The organism is Microbacterium sp. F01 (genome assembly GCF_056156365.1).
Genome location: NZ_CM149592.1, coordinates 4,475,287 through 4,489,161, shown reverse-complemented (window position 1 = coordinate 4,489,161; position 13,875 = coordinate 4,475,287). Strand labels below are relative to the sequence as shown.

Genomic DNA, 13,875 nt, shown 5'->3' with positions numbered 1-13,875 from the left:
GGAGTAATCCGATGACCTTGATACCGAATTGGTACCGACCTACCCTGAGGGCATGGCTATGACCGTCCGACTGCCCGAAGACCTCGACCGTGCGCTCGACGCGATCGCCGAGGCGGAGCACGTCTCGAAGCACGCGCTGGTGCTGCAGGGCGTGGAGCTCATCGTCGCCCGACGCGGCCGCCGCGCGGCCGTCGACGAGGCCGTCGACTTCGTGCTGAGCCACGATGCCGAGCTGCTTCGTCGGCTCGAAGACGCGTGACCGAGTTCCTGACCCTCGACGACGCTCTCCACGTCTCGGCGAGGCTGGGATTCCACGTCAGGGACGCCGGGCTCCTCGCCTCGGCGCTCGCGCGACCGGCGACCACGCTCTTCGGAGATGATGCCTATCCATCACTGAGCCTCAAAGCGGCCGCCTTGCTCGAGAGCGTCGTGCGGAATCATCCCTTCGTCGACGGCAACAAGCGCAGCGGCTGGACGATCACTGTCACCTTCTTGTGGATCAACGGCTACCGGCACGACATGACCACGGAGGAGGGGTTCGACCTCGTCGTCGGCGTCGCGGAGGGCGGTGTCGACCTGGAGTCCTCGGCGCGGACGTGGGCGGCGCATCTGATCCCCCGCTCGTAGACTCGGGGCGTGACCGACGCTCCCGAGATCCCTGTCCGCGTGCGCCCCGAGGTCGCCGCCCTGCCGCCGTACAAGCAGGGACGGCAGGCCGGTGCGGACGCGTTCAAGCTGTCGAGCAACGAGAACCCGTTCGACCCGCTGCCCGGTGTGCTCGAGCGCGTGCGGAACGCGTCGGCGCTGAACAGATACCCGGATGCTACGGCCGCACGCCTGCGGGAGCGCCTGGCCGAACGGTTCGGGGTCGGAGCCGACTCGATCCACATCGGCGCCGGCAGCGTCTCGATCCTCGCGCAGCTCGTGCTCGCGACCTCTGGCCCGGGTGACGAGGTCCTCTACGCGTGGCGGTCGTTCGAGGCCTACCCGTGGCTGGCGGTCGTCGCCGGCGCGACCGCGGTGCAGGTGCCGCTCGCCGAAGGCGCCCGTCACGACCTCGACGCGATGGCCGCCGCGATCACCGACCGCACCCGCGCGATCATCGTGTGCAGCCCCAACAACCCGACCGGCCCGATCGTCAGGCAGGACGAGTTCGATGCCTTCGTCGAGAAGGTGCCGTCCGATGTGCTCGTGATCCTCGACGAGGCGTACGCCGAGTTCGTCACCGACCCCGAGTCCGTCGACGGGCTCCGCGTGCTCGGCGGGTCGGGTCGCCCGAACGTCGTCGTGCTCCGCACGTTCTCGAAGGCCTACGGGCTCGCCGCGCTCCGCGTCGGCTACGCGATCGGTCACCCGCGCGTACTCGATGCGGCCCGCAGCACCGCGATCCCGCTGTCGGTCACGGCCCATGGCGAGGAAGCCGCGCTCGCGAGCCTCGACGCCGAGGCGGAACTGCTCGACCGCGTGCGCGTCATCGCCGACCGCCGCGACCGGCTCACTGAGGGACTCCGCGCCGCCGGCTGGGACGTCCCTGCGGCGCAGGGCAACTTCGTGTGGCTGCCCACCGGCGATGACACCATGGCGTTCGCGGCCACGTTCGAGGCGGCTGGCCTGATCGTGCGGCCGTTCGCCGGCGACGGCATCCGGATCTCGGTCGGCGAGGAGGAATCCGTCGAGAAGGTGCTGCGGATCGCGGCGACGGTCGCGGCTCGCCGCGAGTGATGAATGCGGATGCGGTTGTCGATCGCGTGCGGTGGATCTCGGCATCGATTGTCGAACGCATGCAGAAACGCGCATGCACGGAGAGATAGCGTGAATTCATGATCCCGGTCGATGACGCCGCCGTTGTGCGGTTTCTGAAGGCGGACGGAACGTTCGCGCCGAGCCCTGCCGCCGAGCAGTATCGGGAGGCCGTCGAGCGCCTCGGCGACGCCGACCTCGAGACGTTCTACCGCGACATGGCCGTCATCCGCGCGTTCGACGTGCAGGCGACGAACCTCCAGCGCCAAGGCCAGCTCGCCCTCTGGCCGCCGAGCTACGGGCAGGAGGCCGCACAGGTCGGCTCGGCCCGGGCCGCGCGTGCGCAGGACCACCTCTTCCCGTCGTACCGCGAGCACGTCGTCACGAAGATCCGCGGCGTCGACCCCATCGACATCATCCGCGTGATGCGCGGTCTGACGCACGGCGGGTGGGACCCGACCGACCCCAAGAACGGCAACACGCACATCTACACGCTCGTGCTCGGCTCGCAGACGCTGCACGCCACGGGCTTCGGGATGGGGCTCGTCTTCGACAGGCGCTGCGGCACCGGCGATCTCGAGCGCGACGAGGCGGTCATCGTCTACTACGGCGACGGCGCGTCCAGCCAGGGCGACGTGCATGAGGCGATGGTCTTCGCGAACAGCTACCGCACCCCCGAGGTGTTCTTCCTGCAGAACAACCAGTGGGCGATCTCGGTGCCGGTCGCGACGCAGTCGCGCTCGCCGCTGTACAAGCGCGGCGAGGGCTACGGCATGCCGAGCACTCTCATCGACGGCAATGACGTTCTCGCGAGCTGGGCCGTCACGCGTACGGCGCTCGACGACGCGCGAGCCGGCGGCGGACCGCAGGCGATCGAGGCGATGACGTACCGCCTCGGCGCGCACACGACGAGCGACGACCCCACGAAGTACCGCACCTCCGACGAGGAGGAGTCGTGGCGCCGTCGCGACCCGATCGCGCGCATGAAGGCGTTCCTCGTCGGTCGCGGCGCGTCGGACGCGTTCTTCGCGGATGTGGACGCTGAGGCCCAGGCGCTCGCCGACGACGTCCGCACCCGCACCAACGCCCTTGGTGGGCTCGACCGCGACGACATGTTCGCGCACGTCTATTCGGAGCAGCATCCGCTCATCGACGAACAGCGGCAGTGGCTCGCCGACTACGAGGCATCCTTCGAAGGAGGCGCATCGTGAGCACTTCGACCACCGACACGACGGCCCCGGCCACCGAGACCACCGCGCCCGCCGTCCAGACCATGCCGTTCAGCCGGGCGATCAACGCCGGCCTGCGCGCCGCGCTGGCCGGCAGCGACCGGGTCCTCCTCATGGGCGAGGACATCGGCAAGCTCGGCGGCGTGTTCCGCGTGACCGAGGGCCTGCAGGCGGAGTTCGGCGAGCAGCGCGTGCTCGACACCCCGCTCGCGGAGTCGGGGCTCGTCGGCACAGCGATCGGACTCGCGATGGCGGGCTTCCGGCCCGTCGTCGAGATCCAGTTCGACGGCTTCGTCTTCCCCGCGTTCGACCAGATCACCTCTCAGCTGGCCAAGTTCACCAACCGCCACGAGGGCGCGCTGCAGATGCCCGTGGTGATCCGCATCCCGTACGGCGGGCACATCGGTGCCGTCGAGCACCACCAGGAGAGCCCCGAGGCGTACTTCACGCACACCGCGGGCCTCCGGGTCGTGAGCCCCTCGACGCCGAACGACGGCTACTGGATGATCCAGGACGCCATCACGTCGCCCGACCCGGTGATCTTCCTCGAGCCGAAGAGCAAGTACTGGCAGAAGGGCGAAGTCGACACGTCGGCGCGCGCCCTCCCGCTGCACGCCTCGCGCGTCGTCCGTCGCGGCACCGATGTCACCCTCGTCGGCCACGGCGCGATGGTGACCACGATGCTGCAGGCGGCCGTGCTCGCCGAGGCGGAGGGCACGAGCATCGAGGTCATCGACCTCCGCTCGCTGTCGCCGGTGGACTACGGCCCGATCCTCGACTCCGTCCGCCGCACCGGCCGCATGGTCTACGCGCAGGAGGCGCCGGGCTTCACCTCGCTCGGCTCCGAGGTCGCGGCGACCGTCATGGAGCGCGCCTTCTACGCGCTCGAGGCCCCCGTGCTGCGCGTGTCGGGCTTCGACGTGCCCTTCCCGCCCGCCAAGCTCGAGGGTGCCTACCTCCCCGACGCCGACCGCATCCTCGAGGCCGTCGACCGGTCCCTCGCCTACTGACCCCGTGAGGAGCTCCGCATGAGCACCCAGACGTTCGTCCTCCCCGATGTCGGCGAAGGCCTCACCGAGGCCGAGATCGTGCAGTGGCGCGTCGGCCCCGGCGACAGCGTCGCCGTCAACGACGTGCTCGTCGAGATCGAGACCGCCAAGTCGCTCGTCGAGCTGCCCTCGCCGTTCGCCGGAACCGTGGGCGAGCTGCTCGCGGCGGAGGGCACGACCGTGAACGTCGGCGCGGCGATCATCACGATCGCTTCGGAGACGGATGCCGCGCCCCCCGCCACCGTCGGACAGTCCGAGCACGGCGAGCCCGCCGAGGCCGGCGAGGGCGCGGTGCTCGTCGGCTACGGCACGGGCGGCCATGTCCAGTCGCGGCGGCGCAAGCCCGCGGTTCCGGCGGAGGAGCGGGTCGCAGCATCCGTCGGCGTGATCGCGAAGCCCCCGATCCGCAAGCTCGCCCGCGATCTCGGTGTGGAGCTGTCGGCCGTCGCGCCCAGCGGCCCGGCCGGCGAGGTGACCCGTGAGGACGTGGTGCGGCACGCCTCGCAGGCGAGCGTGTTCCGCAACATCGAGACCCCGGAGTGGGGCCGCGAGCGCGAGGAGACCATCCCCGTCTCGGCGCCCGCTCCGGCGCCCGGCCCGGCCGCCGTCGCTCCGTCGACGCCCGCGCCCGACGCCGCCGGACGCGAGGAGACCATCGCGGTGCGGGGTGTGCGCAAGGCCACGTCGTCGGCCATGGTGCAGTCGGCCTACTCGGCGCCGCACGTGTCGGTGTGGACCGACGTCGACGCCAGCCGCACGATGGAGCTCGTCAAGCGCCTCAAGACCTCGCCGGACTTCGCCGACATCAAGGTCTCGCCGCTGCTGATCATGGCGCGCGCCGTGATCTGGGCCGCGCGGCGCACGCCGATGGTGAACGCCGCCTGGGTCGATGTCGAGGGTGGCGCCGAGATCCGCGTGCGCAACTACGTGAACCTCGGCATCGCGGCGGCGACCCCGCGCGGCCTGCTCGTGCCGAACATCAAAGACGCGCAGGACCTGTCGATGCGCGAGCTCGCGCGCGCGCTCGAGAAGCTCACGCTCACGGCGCGCGAGGGCAAGGCGACCCCTGCCGACCAGCACGGCGGCACCATCACGATCACGAACATCGGCGTCTTCGGCATGGACGCGGGCACCCCGATCATCAATCCCGGCGAGGCCGGCATCGTCGCGCTCGGCACGATCCGTCAGAAGCCGTGGGTCGTCGACGGCGAGGTGCGCCCCCGTTGGGTGACGACGGTCGCCGGCTCGTTCGACCACCGCGTCGTCGACGGCGACGGCATGTCGCGCTTCATCGCCGACGTCGCATCGATCCTCGAGGAGCCCGCGCTCCTGCTGGACTGAGGTTCGCGCACAGAATCGGAGATCCTTCGCGAAGCGCCGGTTCGCGGCGTCCGCTCCCCGGCGTGTCGGCAGAACCTCCGATTCTGTGCTCGCGGTCGCCGCAGATTTGAGAACGATTCTCATTAGCGTTAGGCTCGACGACATGACCTCCGTGCGACGTTCCTTGCCCGTGCTCGGCCTGGCTGCAGCATCCGCCCTCGTCCTTGCCGGCTGCGCGGGAACGGCCGCCGGCGAAGATGCGAGCGACGGGAAGATCGCGGTCGTCGCGTCGACCAACGTGTACGGCCAGATCGCGGAGGAGATCGGCGGCGATCTCGTGGACGTCACGTCGATCGTGACGAACGAGTCGCAGGATCCGCACTCGTTCGAGCCGAGCGCGCGCGACCAGCTCGCCGTCTCGAAGGCCGACCTCGTGATCGAGAACGGCGGCGGGTACGACGCGTTCATCGATGCGCTCATCGAGTCCAGCGGCACCGAGGCGCCGGTCGTCACGGCGGTCGAGTACTCGCACGACTGGCCCGAGAACGCCGGCCACGACGAGGAGAGCGCCGACGACGCCGAGGACCACGCCCACGACCACGCCGACCACGACCACGAGCACGTCGAGGGCTTCAACGAGCACGTCTGGTACGACCCGCACACGATCGCGCACGTCGCCGAGGCCATCGCGGTCGAGCTCGGCGAGCTGAGTCCCGACGATGCCGAGACCTTCACCGCCAACGCCGAGGCGTTCTTCGGCGAGGTCGACGGTCTCGAGGCGTCGCTCGAGGAGATCGGCGCGGCACACGGCGGCGACAAGGTCTTCGTCACGGAGCCGGTGCCCGCCTACCTCGTCCAGGCGGCGGGGCTCGAGAACGTGACGCCCGAGAAGTTCAGCGAGGCGGTCGAGGAGGGACAGGATGTCGCGCCCGCGACGCTGCTCGAATCCCTCGCGCTCGTGCAGGGCGGCGAGGTGCGCGTGGTCATCACGAACACGCAGACCGGCGGCGCGGAGACGCAGGAGATCGTCGACGAGGCCGACGGGCTCGGCATCCCGGTGATCGCGTTCTCGGAAACGCTGCCGGAGGGGCAGACTTACATCTCGTGGATGCAGGCGAACATCGAGGCGCTGAACGGGGCGCTTCAGGCGTGACGCCGACCGCCGCGGGCTCTCGCCCGGTGATCCTCAGCATCCGGGATGCCGCGCTCCAGCGCGGCGACCGGGAGCTGTGGGCGGGGCTCGATCTCCACGTCCACGCCGGCGAGCTCGTGGCGGTGCTGGGGCCGAGCGGCTTGGGCAAGACGACGCTGCTGCGCGCGATCCTCGGTCTCGAGCCGCTCTCGCGCGGCGAGATCACCGTCCAGGGCCAGCCGGTGGCCCACAAGGGCAGCCGCAGCATCGGCTACATCCCCCAGGCCCGGCCACTGCCCCGCGACACCTCGCTGCGGGGTCGCGACCTCGTGACCCTCGGCGTCGACGGACACCGCTTCGGCCTCCCGATTCCCCGCCGCGGCGACCGCGCGCGGGTCGACGCGCTCATCGACGCCGTCGGCGCCCGGGACTTCGCGGACCGCCCCGTCGGCCTCCTCTCCGGCGGCGAGCAGCAGCGCCTGCGCGCCGGCCAGGCCCTCGCCGACGACCCGCGGCTGCTCCTGTGCGACGAGCCGCTCACGAGCCTCGACCTTGCGAACCAGCAGGCGGTCATCGGCCTCATCGACCGGCATCGCCGGGAGAAGGATGCCGCGGTCCTCCTCGTCACGCACGACATCAACCCGCTGCTGGGCAAGGTCGATCGCATCCTCTACATCGCGAACGGGCGGTTCACCCTCGGTACGCCGCAGGAGGTGCTCCGCTCGGACGTGCTCACGGCGCTGTACGGCGCGCACGTCTTCGTGCTGCGGGCAGGAGACCGGCTCGTGGTGGTCGGCGCGCCCGATGCCGAGGCATCCCACCACCATCACGACCACGGGGTTCACGAATGAACTGGAACGACATCGCGGACGCGATGTTCGGCGGGTTGCCCTTCTACGGCGAGATCCTCGCGCTCGTGTCGAACTCGGTGTGGGCGGGCGCGGTGCTCGGCCTCGTCGGCGGCCTGGTGGGCGTGTTCGTCATGCAGCGCGACATGGCGTTCGCCGTGCACGGCATCAGCGAGCTGTCGTTCGCCGGTGCTGCGGCGGCGCTCCTCATCGGATGGGACGTGGTCACGGGGTCCATCGTCGGCTCGCTCATCGCGGCCGCCATCATCGGCGTGCTGGGCGCGAAGGCGCGCGACCGCAACTCGATCATCGGCGTGCTGATGCCGTTCGGGCTGGGTCTCGGCATCCTGTTCCTCTCCCTCTACGACGGCCGCAGCGCCAACCGGTTCAGCCTGCTCACCGGGCAGATCGTGTCGGTGCAGACCGGGCAGCTCGGCTGGCTCATCGGCATCGGGGCCGTCGTGCTGCTGGGCCTGCTGCTCATCTGGCGTCCGCTGCGGTTCGACTCGCTCGACCCGCAATCGGCCGCCGCGCGCGGTGTGCCGACCACCGCGGTCTCGCTCGGATTCATGCTGCTGCTCGGCCTCATCGTCGCCGTCGCCGTGCACATCATCGGTGCGCTGCTCGTGATGGCCCTGCTCGTCACGCCCGCCGCCGCGGCGATGCGGATCGTGTCGGGGCCGCTGTCGGTGCCGCTGCTGTCGGCGCTGTTCGGCTTCGTGTCGGCCGTGGGTGGCATCCTGCTCGCGATCATGGGCACCCTCCCGGTGAGCCCGTACATCACGACGATCTCGTTCCTGATCTACGTCGTGTGCCGTGTGATCGGCGCGCGTCGCGACCGGGTCACCCGCGTCGCCGTCCCCGAGGCCGCCCGGTGACCGGCGCCCGGGAGACGTCCAGGACCCCTCGGTAGACTCGCCCCCATGGCCCAGCGCAACACGTGGCAGCGCGAACGCGTGCGCGAAGCGCTGTCGGACGCCCGCGGATTCGTCAGCGCGCAGTCGCTGCACGCCACCCTCCGCGACGAGAACACCGGCATCGGACTCGCCACGGTGTACCGCGCCCTCGCCGGGCTCGCCGCCCAGGGCGAGGCCGACTCGCTGCAGAGCCCCGAGGGCGAAGCGCTGTACCGCGCCTGCTCCAGCACCGGCCACCACCACCATCTGATCTGCCGCTCCTGCGGACTGACCGTCGAGATCGAGGCGACGGACGTCGAGCAGTGGGCGAAGCGCACGGCCGAGCGCCACGGATTCCGCGACGCCGAGCACGTCGTCGACATCTTCGGGCTCTGCGCGAACTGCGCCGCCGCCCGGGATGCCCAGCGTGACGCGCACTGACCCCGCCACACGCGCGCGCTCTGCGGAGCACCGTCACGGATCGATCACGGATGCTGCGCCCCAGCCATCCGCGCGGGCGCGCACCCTGCTCTGGCTCGGCATGGGCGTGGCCGTCGTCGCCGGCCTCTTCCTCATCGACTGGTTCGCGCCGACGCTGTTCCCGGCGTCCCTCCCCACCCGCGCGCAGGACGGACTGACCCTCGCGATCAGCGTGCTCATCGAGTCGCTGCCGTTCGTGGCGCTCGGCGTCGTGCTGTCGATCGTCGTGCAGGTGTGGGTGCCGCCCGGCGTCATCGAACGGTGGATGCCGCGGCGTGGGTGGGCGCGGCGCGCGGTGCTGTCGCTCCTCGGCATGATCGTGCCGGTGTGCGAGTGCGGCAACGTGCCGTTCGCGCGCGGCCTCCTCATGCGCGGATTCTCGGTGCCCGAGACGCTGACGTTCCTCATCGCGGCGCCGATCGTGAATCCCATCGTCATCATCACGACGCACCAGGCGTTCGGCTTCAGCGACGGCATCCTCATCGCGCGCCTGCTGGGCGGGTACGCGATCGCCAACCTCATCGGATGGCTGTATTCGCGGCATCCGTCTCCCGATGCCCTGCTCACCGACCGCTTCCGCGACACGTGCGAGCTCGTGGTGCACGAGCCCGGCGGCAAGTGGCGCCGCACGCTCGCGCAGTTCGTGATCGAGCTGCGCGCGGTCATGCCGGCGCTCGTCATCGGCTCGGCGCTCGCCGGCGCGGTGCAGGTGCTCATCCCGCGCGAAGCGCTGCTGGCGATCGGCGCCAACCCGGCGCTGTCGATCGTCGCGATGATGGCGCTCGCGATGGTGGTGTCGATCTGCTCGAACGTCGATGCGTTCTTCGCGCTGTCGTTCGCCTCGACGTTCACGCCGGGGTCGATCGTCGCGTTCCTGCTGGTCGGGCCGCTCGTCGACGTCAAGATGCTCGCGCTCATGCGCACCACGTTCACGTGGCGCACGCTCGGCGGCATCGTCGTGGTGGTCGTGCTGTCGGCGTTCGCCATCGGGACGGTGGTGAACCTCCTTGCGTAGGGCAGGCTTCGTCGGCACGCGGTGGCTCGGGGTCGGCCTCGCCGCGGCGCTCGCCGTCTTCACGATCTCCCTCGCGGTGACGGGCCGGCTCGGGCTGTACATCAACCCCGATTCGACGTGGTTCGCGGTCTCGATGTCGGTGTTCGTGCTGATCGGGGCGGTGGCCTCGTTCGCCCTCCCGCTCGGCGCCGAGGCCGACCACGGCCACGACCACGGCGACGCCCCCGGCGAACGCGATCACAGACTTCGCAGAATCGCGCTGAGCTCGCAGGAATCCGGCCAGGAGCTGCGAAGTACGTCGATCTCTGCGAAGTCTGTGACACCGCTGCACCCGGGGCACGACCACGACCACGACCACGCGCACGGGGGCGGCGAAGGGGAGGAGCCTGACCACGACCACCACACGCCGCACCCGCTCGCGGTCGCAGCGACGGTCGTCGGCGGGGTCGCGGCATCCGGGGTCGTCGTGCTCACGCTCGCGCTTCCTCCCGCTTCCCTCAGCGCGGAGCTCGCGATGTCGCGCGACGTCGGGGCGACGCCGCTGTTCGGCGGCGCAGACACCGTACAGTTGGCCTCGACCGGCGACACGGCCTCGTTCGGGGTCGGCGAGTGGGCGACGGTGTTCGCGACGGCTACCAATCCCGACGCGTTCGACGGCGAGACCGTCGAGCTCACGGGCTTCGTGACGCCGGGCGACGACGGCGCCTTCGACCTCACGCGCCTGGTCATCACGCACTGCGTCATCGACGCGCAGCCGGCGAGCCTGCCCGTCGTGGCCGGCGATGGCGCGCCCGACACCGGGCAGTGGGTCACGATCACCGGCACCGTCCGCTCCTCGTCGGACGGGCAGCTCGTCGTCGACGCCTCCGCGGTGGAGGAGATCGCCGAGCCCGAGGACCCGTATGAGTACTGACGGGACCTCACGGCGCTCCCGATCCCGGCGTCGTCGGGGCCGCGCGTTCGTCGGCGCCTTCGCGATCGTCGTGGGCGTCCTCGCCGCGCTCGGGCTCGCCGGAGCGGCAGCGAGTGTCGCACAGGGACCGCGGGTGACGGAGGCGTACGTGGATCCGGAGGCGGCGGCCGCAGCATCCGGTGCCCGTCTCATCGTGACCACGACGCAGTCGCTCGCCGAAGTCGATCCGTCGCAGGTGACCATCACCCCCGAGACGCCGTTCGCCGTCGACACGTCGGGGCGGAGCGTCGGCGTGCGGTTCACGCTGCCGCTGTGGGACGACACCGAGTACACCGTCACGATCGACGATGTGGCGTCGCTCGGCGGCGGGCCGACGGCGACGATCACCGAGACGTTCACGACGCCTGCGGCCGAGGTGTTCCTCATGCAGCGCGGGACGAACGCGGGCGACCTCATCTACCGCACCGACCTCACCGGGCAGAACGCGGTGCCGGTGTTCCGGCACGCCCACATCGAGGACTTCCGCGCGACGGGCCAGCACCTCGTCGTCTCGGTGCGCACGGACGACGACCGTGCCGGGCTCATCGTCACCGACCTCGACGGCGAGAACGCGCACGAGCTGCCGCTACCCGGTGACGGGTATGTCTCGAACCTGCAGACTGCCGACCGCGGCGAACGCATCGGCTACACCTTCTCGGATGCCGAGCTCAGCGCCGACTCCGGCCGAGAGAGCCGGCTCTACACCGCGTCGCTCAGCGATCCCGCCGCAGACCCTGTCGCGATCGAGGTCGAGGGCGCCGATCCCCGCGTCGCGGAGTGGCGGTTCGTGCCCGACACCGACAGCATCCTGCTCCTCTCGTTCGACGGCTCGCTGCTGCTGACCGGATCGGAGAGCGGGAGCGGTGCGCCGACCGCGCTCGGCGACGCGCTGACGATCGAGGGCATCGCGCGCGGCTCGAGCGAGGCCGTGATCGACCGCTTCGACCAGGCCGCGGTCATCGACCTGACCGACGCGAGCGAGGAGCCCCTCGTCGCGCCCGACATCGATCTCGGCGGCACGAGCTCGGTGACGCCGCTTCCTGACGGCGCGACGATCCGCACGGCCGCGGTGCTCGACGCCGACGGCGTGCCGACCGGGCGTACGTCGGTCGCCCACGTGGACGCCGACGGAGCGACGACCATGCTCACCGAGATCGCCGACACGGATGCCGTCATCCAGGTGTGCGTGTCGCCCAGCGCACGTTACCTCGCGCTGCTCGTGGCGCCCGACGCGGTGACCAACTCCTACGACACCTACCAGCACCCGCTGCCGCAGCGCCCCGAGACGCGCATCCTCGAGGTGGCCGACGGAGACGCGGTCGTCGCTCTCAACGGCGCCTCGATCTCGTGGTGCCAGGTGCCCCCGCGCTGAGCCCTCGGGTCGCACGCCGGATCGCGGCATCCGTCATCCTCCTCAATTGAGGACGAGAACTCAGATGCGGACCAGAAACCCCGTTTCGCTCCGCATCTCGGCGCAGATCCTCAATTGAGGACCTGCCAGCTCAGGAAGAGCGAGCGGATGCCGCGTCCTCGTCGTCCGTCTTGGACGCGGCGGGAACGGGGAGCTGCGACGGCAACCCGCTCGACAGCATGAGTCCCAGCACAGTGAGCGCGAACACGAAGAACAGCGACTGGCGCAGCGACTCGACCTGGGTGTCGGCGTACAGCTGGGCGATCTCGGTGGCGGACTCGGGGTCGGCTCCGGCGTCGGTCAGCAGGTCCTCGGCCTGCTGCTGCGAGATGATCGGCGCGCCCTTCGACGCGGTGGCGACGACCTGCTGCTGGATGTCGGAGGGGATCGTCGTGCTCTGCTCCACCGCTGTCGTGAATCCCGACGTGAGCAGCAGGATGAACACCGAGCCGACGATCGCCGTGCCGAACGACGAGCCGAGGTTCTGGAACGTGCCCTGGAGGCCCCCGACCTCTGACGTGTCGGACTGGTCCACGGCCGACATGTTGACGTTGCCGAGCTGCGAGGCGAGCAGGCCGAAGCCCGCGCCCACCACGAACATGCCGGCGGCGAACGCGAAGTCGGCGAGTTCGGGCTGCACCGCCAGGAAGACGACCAGCACGCCGAGACCCAGCGTGAGCTGGCCGATGCGGCCGATGTTCTGCGCCGAGCGCACCGTCGACAGGCGCGACCCGAGGATCGAGAACAGGATGAGCCCGAGCGACAGCGGGAGGATCTTGAGGCCCGTCTCGAGCGCGTCGTAGCCGAGGATCGTCTGCAGGTACACCGGCACGACGAAGAACAGCGCGGCGATCGCGAAGTACTGCGCCATGAACATCGTCAGGCCGCTGCGGAGCGCCGTGATCCGCAGGAGGCTCACCTTGAGCAGCGGCACACGGCCGCTCCGCTCGAGCTGCTGCTGCCGCTTCACGAACAGCCACAGCACGACGATCGACAGCAGGATCAGGTACGCGACGGGCGAGATGCCGAGCGGAGCGAACGGCTGGCCGTTGATGACGGGCGGGTCGAGCGGCTGGAACCATCCCCACGTCTTGGACTGCAGGATGCCGTAGACCAGGAGGCCGAGGCCCAGGGCCGAGAGCACGACGCTCAGCAGATCGATCCGCAGTTTACGGTCGCCGGGCACGTCTTTGATGCGACCCGACACGATCAGCACGAGGGTCATCACGACCGCCTCGGCGACGAAGACGTAGCGCCACGACGAGTACGTCGTCACGAGACCGCCGATGAGGGGACCGGCGGCGGCCGCGCCGCCGGTGACGGCGCCGAGCACCGCGAACGCGACGACGCGCTCGCGGCCGGCGTAGTTGATCGCGGCGAGGGCGGCGATCGCGGGGATGACGAGCACCGCGCCGAGGCCTTCGACGAGGGACCAGCCGATCATCAGGACGGTGAGGTTCGGGCTCAGCGCCGTCGTGAGCGAGCCGATGCCGTACACGACCGAGCCGATGCGGAACGCGAGGCTGCGACCCCAGCGGTCGCCCAGCTTGCCGCCGGTGAGCATGAACGCCGCCATCGTGAGCGCGTAGAACGTGATGGCCGCCTGCATGCCCGAGATGTCGGTGCCGAGATCGTGCGCGACCGTCGAGATCGAGACGTTCATGACCGTGCTGTCGAGCACCATGATGAACTGCGAGACGCTCAGCAGGATGAGCACGAACCACTTCCCCATGCGGGAACAGTAGCGCTCGCCGCGGCCGCCCGACGCGCACGTCGTGCCGACGCGCGGACGTAGACTCGGCC

14 protein-coding genes are annotated in these 13,875 nt (G+C 70.4%); 13 read left to right on the top strand and 1 reads right to left on the bottom strand.

Annotation, left to right across the window (positions count from 1 at the left end; genetic code table 11):
• Positions 1 to 52: 52 nt before the first annotated feature.
• The 13 genes from ACVN90_RS20580 to ACVN90_RS20520 all read left to right on the top strand — a co-directional run bounded on the left by ACVN90_RS20580 (position 53) and on the right by ACVN90_RS20520 (position 12,033).
• Positions 53 to 259 (top strand): ribbon-helix-helix protein, CopG family, encoded by a 207-nt coding sequence (locus ACVN90_RS20580; RefSeq protein WP_475100056.1) that lies wholly within the window; start codon positions 53 to 55, stop codon positions 257 to 259.
• Positions 256 to 627: a type II toxin-antitoxin system death-on-curing family toxin gene (locus ACVN90_RS20575; protein ID WP_475100055.1), complete on the top strand. Its 372-nt coding sequence runs from the start codon at positions 256 to 258 to the stop codon at positions 625 to 627. The genes ACVN90_RS20580 and ACVN90_RS20575 overlap by 4 nt, the downstream gene beginning before the upstream one ends.
• A 9-nt stretch (positions 628 to 636) precedes the next feature.
• Complete coding sequence (locus ACVN90_RS20570; protein ID WP_475100054.1) at positions 637 to 1,722, top strand: histidinol-phosphate transaminase; 1,086 nt, start codon at positions 637 to 639, stop codon at positions 1,720 to 1,722.
• Positions 1,723 to 1,820: 98 nt separating this feature from the next.
• Positions 1,821 to 2,951: a thiamine pyrophosphate-dependent enzyme gene (locus tag ACVN90_RS20565; RefSeq protein ID WP_475100053.1), complete on the top strand. Its 1,131-nt coding sequence runs from the start codon at positions 1,821 to 1,823 to the stop codon at positions 2,949 to 2,951.
• A gap of 62 nt (positions 2,952 to 3,013) precedes the next feature.
• Complete coding sequence (locus ACVN90_RS20560; protein ID WP_475102164.1) at positions 3,014 to 3,979, top strand: alpha-ketoacid dehydrogenase subunit beta; 966 nt, start codon at positions 3,014 to 3,016, stop codon at positions 3,977 to 3,979.
• Between the two features lie 18 nt (positions 3,980 to 3,997).
• Positions 3,998 to 5,359, top strand: coding sequence for a dihydrolipoamide acetyltransferase family protein (locus ACVN90_RS20555; protein ID WP_475100052.1), 1,362 nt, complete (start codon positions 3,998 to 4,000; stop codon positions 5,357 to 5,359).
• Positions 5,360 to 5,501: 142 nt separating this feature from the next.
• Complete coding sequence (locus ACVN90_RS20550; RefSeq protein ID WP_475100051.1) at positions 5,502 to 6,491, top strand: metal ABC transporter solute-binding protein, Zn/Mn family; 990 nt, start codon at positions 5,502 to 5,504, stop codon at positions 6,489 to 6,491.
• Positions 6,488 to 7,321, top strand: coding sequence for a metal ABC transporter ATP-binding protein (locus tag ACVN90_RS20545; protein WP_475100050.1), 834 nt, complete (start codon positions 6,488 to 6,490; stop codon positions 7,319 to 7,321). Before ACVN90_RS20550 ends, ACVN90_RS20545 begins: the two co-directional genes overlap by 4 nt.
• Positions 7,318 to 8,196 carry a metal ABC transporter permease gene (locus ACVN90_RS20540; protein WP_475100049.1) on the top strand — a complete coding sequence of 293 codons (879 nt, stop codon included), beginning with the start codon at positions 7,318 to 7,320 and terminating at the stop codon, positions 8,194 to 8,196. Before ACVN90_RS20545 ends, ACVN90_RS20540 begins: the two co-directional genes overlap by 4 nt.
• Before the next feature lie 45 nt (positions 8,197 to 8,241).
• On the top strand, positions 8,242 to 8,655 hold the full coding sequence (locus ACVN90_RS20535) for a Fur family transcriptional regulator (protein WP_475100048.1): 414 nt from the start codon (positions 8,242 to 8,244) through the stop codon (positions 8,653 to 8,655).
• The gene (locus tag ACVN90_RS20530) at positions 8,642 to 9,709 is read left to right on the top strand and encodes a permease (RefSeq protein WP_475100047.1); all 1,068 of its coding nucleotides are present in this window, start codon (positions 8,642 to 8,644) and stop codon (positions 9,707 to 9,709) included. Before ACVN90_RS20535 ends, ACVN90_RS20530 begins: the two co-directional genes overlap by 14 nt.
• A complete protein-coding gene (locus ACVN90_RS20525; protein ID WP_475100046.1) occupies positions 9,702 to 10,622 on the top strand; it encodes a TIGR03943 family putative permease subunit in 921 nt (306 codons plus the stop codon). The genes ACVN90_RS20530 and ACVN90_RS20525 overlap by 8 nt, the downstream gene beginning before the upstream one ends.
• Positions 10,612 to 12,033, top strand: coding sequence for a hypothetical protein (locus ACVN90_RS20520; RefSeq protein ID WP_475100045.1), 1,422 nt, complete (start codon positions 10,612 to 10,614; stop codon positions 12,031 to 12,033). Before ACVN90_RS20525 ends, ACVN90_RS20520 begins: the two co-directional genes overlap by 11 nt.
• Before the next feature lie 130 nt (positions 12,034 to 12,163).
• Here the strand turns inward: ACVN90_RS20520 and ACVN90_RS20515 are convergent, their stop codons facing one another.
• Positions 12,164 to 13,804, bottom strand: coding sequence for an MFS transporter (locus ACVN90_RS20515; protein ID WP_475100044.1), 1,641 nt, complete (start codon positions 13,802 to 13,804; stop codon positions 12,164 to 12,166).
• Between the last annotated feature and the right edge of the window lie 71 nt (positions 13,805 to 13,875).

Excerpts from the sequence above, each read along its gene's own strand:
- ACVN90_RS20515 (WP_475100044.1), bottom strand. The coding sequence starts at position 13,804 with ATGGGGAAGTGGTTCGTGCTCATCCTGCTGAGCGTCTCGCAGTTCATC.
- ACVN90_RS20560 (WP_475102164.1), top strand. The coding sequence starts at position 3,014 with ATGCCGTTCAGCCGGGCGATCAACGCCGGCCTGCGCGCCGCGCTGGCC.
- ACVN90_RS20520 (WP_475100045.1), top strand. The coding sequence starts at position 10,612 with ATGAGTACTGACGGGACCTCACGGCGCTCCCGATCCCGGCGTCGTCGG.
- ACVN90_RS20580 (WP_475100056.1), top strand. The coding sequence starts at position 53 with ATGGCTATGACCGTCCGACTGCCCGAAGACCTCGACCGTGCGCTCGAC.
- ACVN90_RS20535 (WP_475100048.1), top strand. The coding sequence starts at position 8,242 with ATGGCCCAGCGCAACACGTGGCAGCGCGAACGCGTGCGCGAAGCGCTG.
- ACVN90_RS20550 (WP_475100051.1), top strand. The coding sequence starts at position 5,502 with ATGACCTCCGTGCGACGTTCCTTGCCCGTGCTCGGCCTGGCTGCAGCA.
- ACVN90_RS20555 (WP_475100052.1), top strand. The coding sequence starts at position 3,998 with ATGAGCACCCAGACGTTCGTCCTCCCCGATGTCGGCGAAGGCCTCACC.
- ACVN90_RS20565 (WP_475100053.1), top strand. The coding sequence starts at position 1,821 with ATGATCCCGGTCGATGACGCCGCCGTTGTGCGGTTTCTGAAGGCGGAC.
- ACVN90_RS20540 (WP_475100049.1), top strand. The coding sequence starts at position 7,318 with ATGAACTGGAACGACATCGCGGACGCGATGTTCGGCGGGTTGCCCTTC.